The following is a 13,334-nucleotide window of genomic DNA, read 5'->3' as shown; positions in this document are numbered from 1 at the left end:
CACCCGGCCCGAAAAATCTGCCTCAATGTCAGTGGCGGCGGCCACACTTGATCCATGACGTTCGATCGTGCCGACGCGGCACCGCCGCTGCTGATCCCCTCCGGATCGGCGATCAACCCGATGGTGCTGGACCGGCCGATGCTGCTGCCCATCCTCGACGCCAACGCCCTCCTGGTCGAAGCCTGCGCACTGGCCAAGAACGACGGCCGACGCAACAGCGTCACCGGGCTGGCCGCGACCGGCCGCGCCACCCCGTACATTGCCGCGCACGTTCCTGGCGAGGTCGACGAACACCTCGCCAAGATGGCCGCCCACTTCGAGGTGCCCGAACGCCAGGCGCGGCACGTGCTCAACCGGCAGATCCTGCCCGCCCTCCGAGTGGTCGACCTGGAGATCCGCGACCACCTGTCCCCGCGGACCCGGCACATCCTGCACGTCGACCCGGACATGCCGCGCAAGTACAGAGGCGATCCGGACGACGCGCCCACGATGGCGCTCGCAGAGTTCCTCGGACCGTGCGTCATCGTCACCCAGGACAGCGTCTTCCACCACTTCGGGTTCGCCGTCATCGACTGGATCCCGGTCGTCCAGAGCATGATGCGGGTGGCAGGTCTGGAGGCCACCGCCGCGAACGCGCTGACCGTCATCGACTGGGCATCGCGGCTGTCCGGCGCGGGCGCGCACCGCCTGGTCGTCCTCGCCGGACGCAACCCGCTGCTCGCGACGGCCGCTGTGGCCGGGCTGCTGGGGTGGTGCTACCGAAACGGCTACCTGACCCGCGACAACTGGCGACGGCGCCTTGCGCGGGCCGGGGAGGCGACGGTGCCCCTGCTGGAGTTGGCCGACGCGGCGATGACCGAGTACCGGGCGCTCAGCGACTCGCTCCTGGTGGTGGAGCCCCCGGCCTATCCCACCCGCGAGCAGCTGGCCGCCCGGCACCTCGCGCGCTGCGGACGGCCCCTGACGCCCGGCGATCTGCGCGACGCGCTCGCTCGGCGCGGCCACATCATCTCCGCCGCACAGCTGAAGCGGGACATGCAGACCCACGGCGCGTTCGTCCGCGCTCCTGGCGACCTGTGGACCATCGGCCGTCCGGTGCGACAGCAGACCTGACCCGGGCACCCCGAGACGCAGCCGCAGGACCGCCTGGCGGGACAGCTCTCGAAGTCGGGACGCCACTGCCCGGGACAGAAGATGATGAGGATCTCTGGAATCGGCTCTGTCCGCAGTTTCGTGAATCCCCAGGTCAGGGAGGTGAGCAAGGGATCGTTTCGGCAGAGTATGTCCCGGCATGGCAAGCAAGACGGTCGAGGCTGTGCTGTTTCCCGGGATCGATGTGCGAGTGGAGAGCGTCAGCGACTTCTCCGGCGTCCTCGTGGTGGAGGCCGTGTCCACCGCTCGCCCGGGCCGATGCCCGGACTGCCGGAAACAGGCGAGGCGCATACATAGTACGTATCAACGAACCCTGGATGAAAGGCCATTGGGGTCTCACCGGGTCATAGTCCGGCTGCGGGTCCGCCGGTACTTCTGTGACCGGAGGAACTGTTCCCGTAAGACGTTCGTCGAGCAGGTGCCGGGCCTGTCCGAGCGGCACCGCCGCTCCAGCACCGGGCTGACAGGCTGGCTGCGGTCGATCGCGATCGAGCTCGGCGGCCGTCCGGCCGCGCGGTTGTGCCGCCGCCTGCGGCTGGTCGCAGGTCGGACCCGGCTGCTCAGGCTGCTGACGGCGCCGACGGTGCCGGACCGTGCGCCGCGGGTGCTGGGGGTGGACGAGTTCGCCTTCCGCAAGGGCTGCACCTACGGCACCGTGCTGGTCGACGTCGAGGCCGGCCGGGTCGTGGACGTGCTGTCCGACCGCACCTCGGAAACGTTCGCGGCCTGGCTCACCGAGCATCCTGGAGCCGAGATCATCTGCAGGGACCGGGCCACCGCCTATACCAAGGCGGTCAAGGAAGCCGCCCCTCATGCCCTGGAAGTCGCTGATCGCTGGCACCTGTTGCAGAACCTATCCGCCGCGGTGGAGAAGACCTGTCGCCAGCACCGCGACTGCCTGCGCAAACGTGCCGAGGAGGAGACGGTGACCGAGGCGTCGGAGCGGTCCCCAATGCTGTTACCGCCCGCGGAACTGCCCCGCACCCAGATCATCGAACGCACCCGCCACCGCTACGAGGACATCCACCGCCTGCTGGAGAAACGCTGGACGATCAGCGCCATCGCCCGCCGTCAGAACCTCGACCGCAAGACCGTGCGCCGCTTCCGCGACACCGACCTCGACGAGTTGCTGGCCTCCGCGCGTGAGCGCCGCCCCAACGGCGTCCTGGAGCCGTTCAAGCCGTATCTCAACGCCCGCTTCACCGAGGCACAAGGCCAGGTCAGCGGCACCCGACTGTTCCTGGAGATCCAGGCTCGCGGCTACCGCGGCAGCCGCCAGGTCGTCCGCAAACACCTCGCCACCCTCCGCGCGGGCACCGCCGAACCGGTCCGGGCCGACATCCCGAGCCCTCGCAAGATCACCTCGTGGATCATGCGGCCCCGGGAAACGCTCACCCAGAGCCAGGATGAGCGGCTCCTACAAGTCCGGCTCGCCTGCCCCGACATCACCCAGGCCTGCGACCTCGCTCGGGCGTTCGCCGACATGGTCCGTCACCAGCGCGGATACCTGCTACCGGAGTGGATCCGGCAGGCCGAGCAGGACGCGCCGAAGCCCATGAAGGGCTTCGCCGGCTTCCTCCGCCAGGACCTCGACGCAGTGACCGCCGGCCTGACCCTGCCCTGGAGCTCTGGAGCCGTCGAGGGAAACGTGAACCGGGTGAAGACACTCAAGCGGGCTATGTACGGCCGAGCCTCGTTCGAACTCCTCCGGACCCGCATCCTCACCCAGTCTTGAGCATCACGGACCTGTGGGAGCCCCTTTCAGGGGCTGGTGCCAAGGAACAGGGCGGCCAGACATGGAAGTCGACGGCTCATCTCGTTGTCGTCGTCGAAGTCGAAATCCTCACCCATATCAACTGTGTTGTCGCTCTCTGTATCGGCCCTGCGGAAGCTGCGCCATGCTTCGTAGAAGGCATCCGCATCACCTGTGACCCGTTCGAACGCCCCGCTTGCTGCATAGTTCACGTCCTCGTAGAACAGCGCCTCGGAACGGGCCCGGACGTTCGCAGCCTGAACGACATCAGGGTGCGCAGCGAGGCTGTCGGGGTCAGTGGCCACGCGCTGGTACCACTGACAACCCAAGGCGATCACACCGGCGCGGAAGTCCATGAAACTGTCGTCGGAGCATCCGCCCCCGATGAGGTAGGCAGCTGCCCACACATCCCAGCGATACAGGGCGTCGTGCAGCTCATCGAAGCGTTCCGCGTACTCCAGGATCTCCTGCCGCGGTTTCTCAGCGAGCTGCTTGACGAGGACCTCGTCAAAAGGCTCGCCCGTTGCGGCAGCCCCGGCTTGCGCGGCTTCGATGACGTCCCAGAACGTGTCGATCTCCATGACCGCGCACTCTGCCACGACCCGATGACAATCGATCCTGGCCACCTGCCGACGTCTGGCCGTTTCACGGAACTGCGGCCAGAGCCCTGGAATCGGCCAGGGCTACTCGTCGCTCCACTCGTTTTGCCCCTCAACCGATTGGGGAGCAAGACGAGCGCCTCGCAGGTGAAGGCCGCGGCCGCCCGCTCGTGCTGTGTGGGTCGAACCGAGCCGTCGTTGGTGTGCTCAGGGTCCCCGGTCCGGGGCGACGGCGCGGCTCACGCAGTCCCGGAGCAGGGTGCGCCGCTGGTCGTGCACGCTCGCGGGCTCCTGTGCGGAGGCGGCGTAGACGTTGCTCACCGGAGACCAGGTCATGGACATGGCGATGACCATGGCCATGACGTCGAAGGGGTCTCCCTCTCTGATGCGACCGGCAGCCTGGGCCTCTGCGATGACGCGGAGTTTGTGGTCGTCGTAGCGGTCGTTGTCCGCGACGAGATGCCCAGTTGGGCGCCGCTCCAGGCGCGCCCATGTCGCGAGCCGGATCAGATCGGGGCGGCTGAGGTACTCGTCATAGAGGCGCACCGCCCAGTCGGCGAGGTCCTTGGCGTCGATGGGGACGACATTGGTGATCCGCTCCAGTGAGGCGAAGAAGATCGCGTCGAAGAGCTGTTCCTTGTTGCCGAAGTAGCCATAGAGCTGCGCCTTGTTGGTGTGTGCGGCGGCGATGATCCGATCGATGCGCGCGCCGGCGATGCCGTACTGGGCGAATTCCTGGGTGGCGGCGTCGACGATGCGCTGGTACGTCGCGGCTCCGCGGCTGCTGGATGGCTGGTCAGGCATAACTCCGCACCTTAACAGACAAACTCGTCTGTTTGTTTTTCGGCTCGTATGTGCCTACTGTTTAGATAGACCGAACAGTCTGTCTAAGAAGATAGTGATGCGTTCCACGACCGGATGGCAGGCCGACAGCGCGACGGGGACCTTGCGCCGCGCGGCGCTGGAGCGCCGGGACCTGCGCCCGGAGGACATCGCGGTACGCGTCGAGTATTGCGGCGTCTGCCACACAGACCTCCATGCGCTGCAGGCGCACAAGAGCGACGCGAGCGGCGTCCTCGTACCCGGGCATGAGTTCACAGGCGTGGTGACCGAGGTCGGCAGCGCGGTTTCCGACTTCGCCCCGGGCGACCCCGCGGCCGTCGGCAACATCGTCGACTCGTGCGGCACGTGCCGCACGTGCCAGATCGGGCAGGAGAACTTCTGCCGTGAGTTCCCGACACTGACCTACGGCGGAGCCGACCGGCAGGACGGGTCGACCACGCTGGGCGGGTACTCCCGCGAGTACGTCGTGAGCAATCGGTTCGCCTACCACCTCCCTGCGGGCCTCGACGCGGCCGCCGCAGCCCCCCTGCTCTGCGCCGGTGTCACCGTCTGGGAACCGCTGCGGGCGCTCGGAGTGAGCCCAGGCAGCACCGTCGCCGTGGCCGGACTGGGCGGCCTGGGACACCTCGCGGTCAAGATGGCGATCGCGCTCGGCGCTACGACCTCCGTCATCAGCCGGACCATGGACAAGGCCGACGAAGCGCGCGCCCTGGGGGCGCAGGGATTCGTCGTCTCCACCGACCCCAGGCAGATGGAAGCGGTCCGCGACCACTTCGATGTGGTCATCGACACCATCCCCGCCCCCCACGACCTGGCTCCGTACCTGCGTGCGGTCGCCATGGACGGCACCCTCAGCCACCTCGGCCACCTCGGACCGCTCACCGTGGAAACCATGGACCTGCTCATCGGCCGCAAGAAGCTCAGCTCCGCCGGCAGCGGCGGCCGCCCGTCCACCGCCGCCATGCTGCGATTCTGCGCTGAACACGGCATCACCGCCGACATCGAACTGCTGCCGTCGTCCCAGGTGAACAGGGCTCTCGAACGCCTGGAGCGCAACGACGTCCGCTACCGCTTCGTACTCGACATGTCCGACCTGGACTGACCGACAGGGCGGCCTGTCCAACAGCAAGCCCGGCGCCAACCACGAGGGCCGCCCGGACACAGGTCAGGTGCCGCTTGGGTGGGGAGATCCATCGAGCAGGTACAGGGTCACCCCCGAGCAGGGAGTGGTCGCTTTCAACGAGCGCCATCAAAGAGGCCGAACACGGCTGCACGCGTGTGCCGGACCGTAGACAGGGCTCATGAGACGCAGCAGAGAAGAAGAACCCGCCCTGGACCTGCCGGGCAGCATGTGGCACGCCCTGGCCCGGCTCCAGCGCACGCATCCCGACCCCGTGGGTCGGCTCGGGCCGCTCTCCCGGCCGGCCGCGTTGGTGTCCTTCGCCGCGGTCATCGACGTCGTGCTCTCGGCCCGCATACAGGTGTCCGACGCGGAGACGATGCCAACTGCACGAGACGATCCGCACACTGACCCACGGTTTCTCCTGGGACACCCGGTACACCGGCCCTGGCGTCGCGCTGGAAGTCACGCTCGGCAAACGCCACGAACTCCCGATCCACGCGGAGCACACCATCGGCCGCACCCGTCTTTTCCAGAATGCTGCTGGCACCATCGGCGGCTGCAACACACCAGGTGGCGGCCAGTGCTTCCACTGCGAGGGGACCGGGCTTGCCCTCCCACTCCGGATCACAATCGCACGGCACGTGCTGTGGTGCAGCCCGACCAAGCCCGCGAGCTGCGCGGACATCACCCACGCACGCCAGTTGCCGCTGGTCGGGTTCCGGGCCGACGGACCGCCGGTCGAGACGCTCGCCGATGCTGGCTACCAGGGGCCGGCGCACAGACTGGCGGACGTGTAGTGACGCCACCGCACCGCAAGTTCAAGAAGAACGCCCCGGACTGGTACGCGGAGATGGACGAGCCCAGCGCAAGGCACATTTCTCCCGCCGTACCCCAGTCGAGCAGGCCAGGCCGGCATCGCCCATGACGTCGCCCGGCCCGTCCTCTACGCAACGGTCGCCACGGTCGCCGGCATCCTCGTCGTCGGTGTCGGCGGCGGCCTGATCGGGCCGGTGCGACAGCGCTGGGAGCGGATGCTGACGACGGCGGCGACCCGTACGTCGCGGCCGCGTACCTCTCTCCCCCGCGGTGGACGCACAATCTTCCTCGACGAGGGATAGCAGTGCGTGGCTCAGCACGTCGTGAGGGGTGCCGAGAAGGGGGAGGGTTGATGAAGGCGTCGAGTCACGACGAGTTCCGGGAGTTCGTAGCGATGCGCTCCACCGCGCTGTTGCGGCTCGCGGTGCTGCTCACGGGCGGGGACCGGCATGGAGCCGAGGATCTGCTGCAGATCGCGCTGATGAAGGTCTACGGACGCTGGTCGAGCATCGAGCAGCCCGAGGCGTATGTGCGCCAGGTCATGTACCGCCAGCAGGTCAACCGCTGGCGGCTGCGCGGACACCGTGCGGAGACGACAGTGCCCGTACTGCCGGAATCGGGCACCGACGCCGACGCCGGGGCCGAGTCCGAGCTGCGGATCGCGCTGTGGGCGGCGCTCGCGCGACTGACCAAGCGCCAGAGGGCCGTGGTCGTCCTGCGCTACTTCGAGGACCTACCGGAGGCCGAGGTCGCCGCGCTGCTGAGATGCCCGGTCGGCACGGTGCGCAGCACGGCATACAGATCGCTCGCCAAACTCCGGGCCCTCGTCCCGGAACTGGGGCCCGCCGGGCCCGCGGACGGACAGGCACAGCAGCTCAGCCTTACGCCGAAGGGGGTTCAGGGATGACGACGGAACAGGTGGAGCAGAAGGTCCGGGAGACGCTGCACGCCGTCGACCTGGATCGCGTACGGGCACCCGGGGACTTGGTCGAGAAGGTGGTGCGGCGGCACGCCCGGCGCCGCTTCTCGCAGGTGGCGGGGACGGCGGCGGCCGTGGCCGCGATCACCGTGGGGGTGGTGTTCGGTTCCGGGGGCGGCGGGGTGAGCGACCAGGACCGGCCGGCGCGGCCGGCGCAGTCGCCGGAGGGCTGGCAGCCGTGGCGTACCGACGCGCGGGGCGCCGTCGAGCGGGGCTGCCTGGTGGACGGCTCGGCGCTGTACTGCGCCGGGTCCAAGTACGACGCCGCGAAGTTCGACGCGAACACCGGGGAACGGCTGTGGACGGTCAAGGTCAACGGCGACGGCGGCTTCGGGTCCGACCATCCGGTCGCCGTGCGCGACGGCGTGTTCTACGGCTACCGCAACCACACCGCCGAGAAGGGGCCGAACGGGAACTACGCCCCCGGCACCGACCTGATGGCGGTGGACACCGACAGCGGCAAAGTGCTGTGGACGGTGACGCTGGCGAGCGACAACCGTGACGACCAGGCCGTCCTGCTCATCGACGGCGCGGTGCTGGCCAACGCTCCGAAGGACCGGACGCTGTCGGCCGTCGATCCGGGCACCGGCAAGGTGAAGTGGCGCCACACCTGGGGCAAGGGCATCTGGTGCGACCGGGTGGTGCTGAGCGGTGTCCCCTACCTGCTCTGCGCGCCGGAGACCAAAAAGCCCGGCCCGACCGACGTCCTCCGTCTCGACCCCACCACCGGACGGACCACCAAGATCACGTCCCTCCCCGGCAGGCAGCAGATCGTCGGGACCTGGGGGGACCGGATCGTCCTGACCAGGACGCCGGAGCGGACGAGCGTGGTCTTCGAGAAGGAGGAGCAGAAAGCGAGGACCGAGAGGCTGACCGTCATCGACAGCTCGGGCAGGCAGACCCCGCTGTCCTACCCGGTCCGGGGAACCCCGGCCGCCAAGGCCCTCGTCGGCGACCGTCTGATCTCCGTGTCCCGTGCGGGCCAGGCGTCCTCCTACTCGCTCACGACAGGAAAGACCCTGTGGACCGCCCCGGTCGGCATCAAGGTGCCCGACAGCGAGGCGAACTGGCCCGAGCTGGCGAAACCGGTGGTGTCACCGCACCGGAACGTCGCGTACTTCTTCGGCCCGGACGGCGATCTGTCCGGCCTCGACGCGAACACGGGCGAGCAGATCTGGCGCGGTCACGTCGACGCCGGCAAGCACGGAGCCATGCCCCAGGCCCTGCTCCACGGGGACGTACTGATCGCCCGGAGCGGCAGCAGGATGGTCTCCTTCCTGCCCAGCCTGGGCGACTGACCGCCCGCCCCCGGCCCGGACGGTGACCACCGTCCCGGTCGGGGGCATCGCGCCCCCGGGCCCGGAGACCGGCCCGGCCCGTCCCGTCACGCTCGGGTCAAGCGCGGCGCCTTCACCGCGCCGATCCGGCCCAGGCCAGAAAGGGTCGCGCTGAGCGAACGGCTTCCTCAGCACTCCGAAGCCCACCTGAACTGGTGCGACGCGGCAGATCAGTGACGAGGTTGTCTCCCCTTGCAGAAGAGCGGTTCGCAGTAGGCCGGGATGATGGGTCCCTCCACCACGGTCTCGTGTGTGCCGTCCCCGGGCGGGCGTTTCGCAGTAGCTGATGGGCTTCTCGGAGGCCCGCAGAGCCAGGCAGTCGCTCGAGGCCACGATGCAGCCAAGCTCGGTTCCGCACCGCACGATCGGAGGCGCCCTTGGCTGCCAGAGCGCTCCCAGGATGACGTCCCGCTCCAACAGTCCTGCGCTGCTCAGGTCCTGCAGGATGCGCTGGGCTTGCTGCTTGCCGAACTGGTCACCGAAGTCGTTGTTCTTGTAAAAGTCCAGTCGGCGGCTCAGTGTGGTTGCTCAGTCCTGCGGGCCGGCGTCCGGTTACCTCCGACACCGGCGACACCGTCCGTATATGGGCGCTGAGTTGACTCGGAGACGAGGCCGGAGGAGCACCCGCCGTCGCCCGGTGCGGCGGCGGAACGGTGAACTTCTCGATCTTGGGCACACGGTGAGTTGATCTTCCCATCGGTCCTACGAGGGGGCATGCCGTGACCACACCCGCGCGACGTACAGCGCCTGCGAACCGCCGACGAGGGTTCGACCTCCGCTCCACCGCCCTATTCTTCGTCCTTCTCGCCATGGTCGTCAGCATGGTGGGCTTCGCGGTCCACACCGTGGCCGGCGCTCTGGAGCGGCGCCCCGCCTGGGTGTTCGTCCTAATCGTGGTGGCTGTCGCGGGTCTCGCGGGTTCCCTGCGCCTGCGGCGCCGGTGGCACGTGGCGAGCGCGGCACGCCGAGCGGCGGCGGCACTCGACCGGGCGGCGATGGAAGCGGCCGACTGCCTGGAGGCCGAGGTCGAAGCCCGGGCCGAAACCGGGACCGAGGCGCCGACGGTTCCCCGTCCGCGTCCGGCCGCCGACCACACCGTCGAGACCGTCGATGCCGACTACGACGCCCTGACACCCGAGGAGTTCGAGGAGGAGGTCGCCGCCCTCTGCGAACGTGACGGCTGCACCGCCGTCGAGGTCGTCGGCGGGGCAGGAGACCTCGGCGCCGACGTGGTCGCCGCGGCACCCGACGGGAGCCGGATCGTCGTCCAGTGCAAGCAGTACGGCGCATCGCACCGGGTCGGTTCGCAGGATCTGCAGCGCTTCGGCGGGACCTGCTTCACCGTCCACGAGGCCGATGTGGCCGTACTGGTCACCACCAGCGACTTCACCGCGCCGGCTCTGGAGTACGCCGAACAGTGCGGGATCGTCTGCATGGGCGGGGAGGCCCTGCGCGCATGGACGGACGGCACCGGCCCCCGCCCCTGGGAGGTTCCCCTCGCGGAAGGGGCTGCCGGGTAGGCGAGAACGACTCAGTCGAGACAGAACTCGGTGCCCTCGATGTCCTGCATCACGATGCACGCGTCGGTGCCGTCGTAGAGGAGTCGCACGCGGACCGCGCCCCGGGGAGCCCGCCGAGCCACTCGTGGCCGGGCGTCGACGAGTCGCCGAGCACGATCAACAGGGGAGGTCCGTTGAGGATTTCCGTACTCCAGCGCGGGATTCCCACTCAGCAGAGGTCGAGTTTCAGCAGTTCCTGAGCCCGGTGTCACCCAGCTCAACCGCGAGTAGCGCGCGTACGAACGCGGTCAGATCGATAGCGTCCTTCCACACCTCGAAGCAGCGGAACACGCCAGGCGAGAACCGGGCCCGGTGCCTGCACCCCGCCTCAAGGCAGCGCCCCTCCGCTCGGCGCGGGTGGAACTGTTCGAGGATGAGCCGGTAAGCCGTCTTCACGACGTGATCGAATCGGTGTCGCGCCGCCTCGCCGGGGACGGCGGGCTCGGCGAGTAGGCGCTCGTGCCCGACGTCGCGCTGGAGCTCATGATCGGCGTGCGGCAGGAACTGCCGCTGCACAACGCCCACGTCGAAGGCCTCACCCGGCTCCTGCGGGACGCCATCGGCACCATCGGCGCGGGCAGCGGTGGACGTGGTGTTTCTGCTCGCCGTACGTCAGCCAGGTGTCCGACCGCTTGCCCTCGGGGAGGCGTTCCATGAGGGCGTCGGCGAGCGCCTGGCGGGCCTGCTCGCTCTGGTGGTCGAGGGCGTAGGCGCGGGCGGCGCCGCGGCCGCCAGCGTCGCCGCAGCGGTCGGCCGGGTACCGGCGATGCGGCGGGCCTGTTCGGCGAGGCTGGCCGCTGCCCTCGGAGCGCCGTAGTTGAGCGGCACCATCGCCTCACGGGCGAGGACCCAGGCGTGCAGATGGCCGTCGCTGGATTCGGCGGCGGCCCGGGTGGCGGTGGTGAACCAGGCGCGGGACTCCCGGCGGCTGCCCAGGTCGTGTAAGACGATCGCGGTCATCCCGGCCATCTGCCCGGCCGTACGGCACAACCTGGCCCGGACGGGTGCGGACTGCGGGACGGTGAGCAGCGGGCGCAGGGTCGTGAAGTCGGTGGCCAGGTCGGCCAGGACACGGGTGGGTGCTTGTCCGTGGTAGCCGTATCCGTAGCTCTCGGCTGCGGCCTCGAGGTCGGCCAGGTCCTGAGGCGTGTCGGGGGAGAGGGTCTGGTCTACGTCGGTCCGGGCGGCGGTGAGCGCGGCGAGCGCCGGAGCGGTGAAGCCGGCGGCCAGGGCGCCGCGCAGCAGGTTGCGGCGCTTCATGGGGCATCTCCACGATGAGGCTGAGAGCGATGGTGTCTTCGGCGTTGTCGGAGTACGGAAGCCGTCAGGCTGTCTTGAGAGCGGCGATGTGCCGGGCGCGTTCTTCCAGTTCCCGGACTCCGGCGACCTGGCGGTAGGCCGGAAGTGCCTTGAGCATGGTCTTCAGGTGCTCGTCTCCTCGGGCGGAGGAGATCGTGACGTGCTGGTCCAGGAACGTTCCCCAGGTCTGGCAGGCGGCCTCGATATGCCGCATGCGGAACTGGCGTTCGGCGGTCACACCGAGGCAGTGGAGGTGGCCTTGCCGCTCCAGTGGGGAGCGTGCGGTGTTCGAGCGGCGCAGGGAGGCGATGGAGCCGTCCTTGTCTCCGAGGTGCCAGCGCACGTGGGCCTCGTGGAAGAAGTAGGCAGCCTGGTCGTATCCGCCTACGGCATCGCGGCGGTCGTCAGCGCGTGACAGCGCGGCTTCCGCCTCACGGAGTCGGGCCAGGGCAGTGTTCCGGCTGTTGGTCATCGCAGCGGCGGCGGCTTGCTGGCCGCGCAGGAAAGCCACCAGGCGGGGCCCTGCGGAGGGCGCGGCCTCGGCGGCGGCGTCGGCGAGTTCCAGGCCCTTCTTGCCGTGCCCCAGATGCGTGGCCTGCAGGCTCATGCCGCGCAGGGTGCGGCAGTAGGTGATGTGGTCCTCGGCGGCGCCGGCGAGTTCGAGGGCGCGCAGGTAGTACTTCTGGCCCAGGCCCTGCTGGTCTTCGTACATGGCCATCCAGCCGGTGAGGTACACGAAGTCCGCGACGGCGGCGCGCATGTCGCGGGTGACGTCCTCGGTGCCGCTGGCGCGCAGGTAGGGGCCAGCGGTGTTGACCAGGAAGGCAGCGGCCATCGGGCGGGCGTGGCCGGCCCCCACCTGGTCCAGGATGTCGGCGATCTTGTCGGTCATGGTGCGGACGGTGTCGACGTCGGACCGGCCGATGTGCACGGTCCGCCCGGCCGCCACCGCCTCCGCCCGCCCGGCCACGTCCTCGAACCGCGGCACGGCCAGGGCCGCGGCGTACATGCCGGTCTTGAGCACTCCGCGGCGGGTGGGATCCATGTCTGCCCGGCTCAGGTCGATCACTCCTGCCACGAAGTCGCTTTCTCCGGTCGGCTTTTGGCTGCTTTCCCAGCCGGCTTCCGCGCTCGTTACGGGCCGTCCGAGCAGCCGGGAGAGCGCCTCGGTGACGGCGGGCTGGGCTTCGGGCTTGGGGACGGATCCGGCGAGCCAGTGGGACACGCTGGTCTTGTCGTAGTGCAGGCGGAGCCCCAGTTCGCGGCCGGCGGCGTTCACCCGGCGCGCGAGCTGAGCGTTTCCGATGCCTCCTGACTGCATCAGGGCCGCTTAGAGAGCATCTGATCTAGGTAGTTGGTGTTCTGAGGTGATTTTGTGACTGGCGTCGTTGGCGGTCGTTGGATGAGGCGTGAGTGCTCGTCGCCCGTACCGCAGTGACGTGTCCGACGCCCGCTGGGCCTTGATCGAACCGGTCTTCACCGCTTGGCGGGCGAGACGGACAGGCCCCGGCACGGCGGCCCGGGTGCACGACCTGCGAGAGATCGTCAACGCGATCCTCTACGTCAACCGCACCGGCATCCCGTGGGAGTACCTGCCGCACGACTTCCCGCCCTACAAGACCGTCTACGACTACTACGCGAAGTGGGAAGCCGACGGCACCACCCAGCAAGTCCACGACCTGTTACGCGACAAGACCCGCCGATTCCATGGTCGCCGTGCGGAGCCCACCGCGGCCGTGGTCGACGCCCAGAGCGTGAAGACCTCGGCAAACGTCGCCGGGGCCTTGACCCTTGATCCTGGACACGCGAGACACTGGATCCTGAGGATCTGAGAACGGACATCTCGTGGTCATGAAGAACTATCCGCCGCAGTT

Annotated in this window: 12 protein-coding genes and 2 pseudogenes; 8 read left to right on the top strand and 6 right to left on the bottom strand. The window is 69.0% G+C overall.

What is annotated here, in order from left to right; all coding sequences use genetic code 11:
* Positions 1–54 precede the first annotated feature (54 nt).
* Together ACZ52C_RS40150 and ACZ52C_RS40145 are read left to right on the top strand one after the other, a co-directional pair.
* Positions 55–1,113: a PIN domain-containing protein gene (locus ACZ52C_RS40150; protein ID WP_469079482.1), complete on the top strand. Its 1,059-nt coding sequence runs from the start codon at positions 55–57 to the stop codon at positions 1,111–1,113.
* A gap of 178 nt (positions 1,114–1,291) precedes the next feature.
* Complete coding sequence (locus ACZ52C_RS40145; RefSeq protein WP_469079481.1) at positions 1,292–2,887, top strand: ISL3 family transposase; 1,596 nt, start codon at positions 1,292–1,294, stop codon at positions 2,885–2,887.
* A 26-nt stretch (positions 2,888–2,913) separates the two neighbouring features.
* On the opposite strand, the gene ACZ52C_RS40140 is transcribed toward ACZ52C_RS40145, so the two are convergent.
* A complete protein-coding gene (locus ACZ52C_RS40140; RefSeq protein WP_469079480.1) occupies positions 2,914–3,486 on the bottom strand; it encodes a DUF4240 domain-containing protein in 573 nt (190 codons plus the stop codon).
* Positions 3,487–3,711: 225 nt separating this feature from the next.
* Positions 3,712–4,308, bottom strand: a complete 597-nt coding sequence (locus ACZ52C_RS40135; protein WP_469079479.1) for a TetR/AcrR family transcriptional regulator — start codon at positions 4,306–4,308, stop codon at positions 3,712–3,714.
* A 97-nt stretch (positions 4,309–4,405) separates the two neighbouring features.
* On the opposite strand from ACZ52C_RS40135, the gene ACZ52C_RS40130 reads away from it, so the two are divergent.
* The 5 genes from ACZ52C_RS40130 (at position 4,406) to ACZ52C_RS40110 (ending at position 10,122) form a co-directional block, all read left to right on the top strand.
* Positions 4,406–5,449, top strand: a complete 1,044-nt coding sequence (locus ACZ52C_RS40130; protein ID WP_469079478.1) for an NAD(P)-dependent alcohol dehydrogenase — start codon at positions 4,406–4,408, stop codon at positions 5,447–5,449.
* A gap of 662 nt (positions 5,450–6,111) precedes the next feature.
* Positions 6,112–6,267 (top strand): hypothetical protein, encoded by a 156-nt coding sequence (locus tag ACZ52C_RS40125; RefSeq protein WP_469079477.1) that lies wholly within the window; start codon positions 6,112–6,114, stop codon positions 6,265–6,267.
* 371 nt (positions 6,268–6,638) lie between these two features.
* The gene (locus tag ACZ52C_RS40120; RefSeq protein WP_469079476.1) at positions 6,639–7,193 is read left to right on the top strand and encodes a SigE family RNA polymerase sigma factor; all 555 of its coding nucleotides are present in this window, start codon (positions 6,639–6,641) and stop codon (positions 7,191–7,193) included.
* Positions 7,190–8,563, top strand: coding sequence for an outer membrane protein assembly factor BamB family protein (locus tag ACZ52C_RS40115; protein WP_469079475.1), 1,374 nt, complete (start codon positions 7,190–7,192; stop codon positions 8,561–8,563). The genes ACZ52C_RS40120 and ACZ52C_RS40115 overlap by 4 nt, the downstream gene beginning before the upstream one ends.
* Before the next feature lie 758 nt (positions 8,564–9,321).
* On the top strand, positions 9,322–10,122 hold the full coding sequence (locus ACZ52C_RS40110; RefSeq protein WP_469079474.1) for a restriction endonuclease: 801 nt from the start codon (positions 9,322–9,324) through the stop codon (positions 10,120–10,122).
* An 11-nt stretch (positions 10,123–10,133) separates the two neighbouring features.
* Here ACZ52C_RS40110 and ACZ52C_RS40105 read toward each other — a convergent pair.
* The 4 genes and pseudogenes from ACZ52C_RS40105 to ACZ52C_RS40090 all read right to left on the bottom strand — a co-directional run.
* Positions 10,134–10,229, bottom strand: a pseudogene (locus ACZ52C_RS40105) (VOC family protein); the annotation flags it as partial.
* A gap of 118 nt (positions 10,230–10,347) precedes the next feature.
* The gene (locus tag ACZ52C_RS40100) at positions 10,348–10,686 is read right to left on the bottom strand and encodes a DUF6420 family protein (RefSeq protein WP_469079473.1); all 339 of its coding nucleotides are present in this window, start codon (positions 10,684–10,686) and stop codon (positions 10,348–10,350) included.
* Positions 10,687–10,773: 87 nt separating this feature from the next.
* On the bottom strand, positions 10,774–11,421 hold the full coding sequence (locus ACZ52C_RS40095) for a hypothetical protein (RefSeq protein WP_469079472.1): 648 nt from the start codon (positions 11,419–11,421) through the stop codon (positions 10,774–10,776).
* A 64-nt stretch (positions 11,422–11,485) separates the two neighbouring features.
* Positions 11,486–12,781, bottom strand: coding sequence for a hypothetical protein (locus tag ACZ52C_RS40090; RefSeq protein WP_469079471.1), 1,296 nt, complete (start codon positions 12,779–12,781; stop codon positions 11,486–11,488).
* Between the two features lie 88 nt (positions 12,782–12,869).
* Here ACZ52C_RS40090 and ACZ52C_RS40085 point away from each other — a divergent pair.
* Positions 12,870–13,235, top strand: a pseudogene (locus ACZ52C_RS40085) (transposase); the annotation flags it as partial.
* Positions 13,236–13,334: the final 99 nt, after the last annotated feature.

It is taken from the genome of Streptomyces sp. NPDC034049 (genome assembly GCF_055575575.1).
This window is presented reverse-complemented; position numbering and strand designations above follow the sequence as displayed.

Coding starts and splice junctions, on each gene's coding strand:
- ACZ52C_RS40150 (WP_469079482.1), top strand. CDS start 55: ATGACGTTCGATCGTGCCGACGCGGCACCGCCGCTGCTGATCCCCTCC.
- ACZ52C_RS40145 (WP_469079481.1), top strand. CDS start 1,292: ATGGCAAGCAAGACGGTCGAGGCTGTGCTGTTTCCCGGGATCGATGTG.
- ACZ52C_RS40140 (WP_469079480.1), bottom strand. CDS start 3,486: ATGGAGATCGACACGTTCTGGGACGTCATCGAAGCCGCGCAAGCCGGG.
- ACZ52C_RS40135 (WP_469079479.1), bottom strand. CDS start 4,308: ATGCCTGACCAGCCATCCAGCAGCCGCGGAGCCGCGACGTACCAGCGC.
- ACZ52C_RS40130 (WP_469079478.1), top strand. CDS start 4,406: ATGCGTTCCACGACCGGATGGCAGGCCGACAGCGCGACGGGGACCTTG.
- ACZ52C_RS40120 (WP_469079476.1), top strand. CDS start 6,639: ATGAAGGCGTCGAGTCACGACGAGTTCCGGGAGTTCGTAGCGATGCGC.
- ACZ52C_RS40115 (WP_469079475.1), top strand. CDS start 7,190: ATGACGACGGAACAGGTGGAGCAGAAGGTCCGGGAGACGCTGCACGCC.
- ACZ52C_RS40095 (WP_469079472.1), bottom strand. CDS start 11,421: ATGAAGCGCCGCAACCTGCTGCGCGGCGCCCTGGCCGCCGGCTTCACC.
- ACZ52C_RS40090 (WP_469079471.1), bottom strand. CDS start 12,781: ATGCAGTCAGGAGGCATCGGAAACGCTCAGCTCGCGCGCCGGGTGAAC.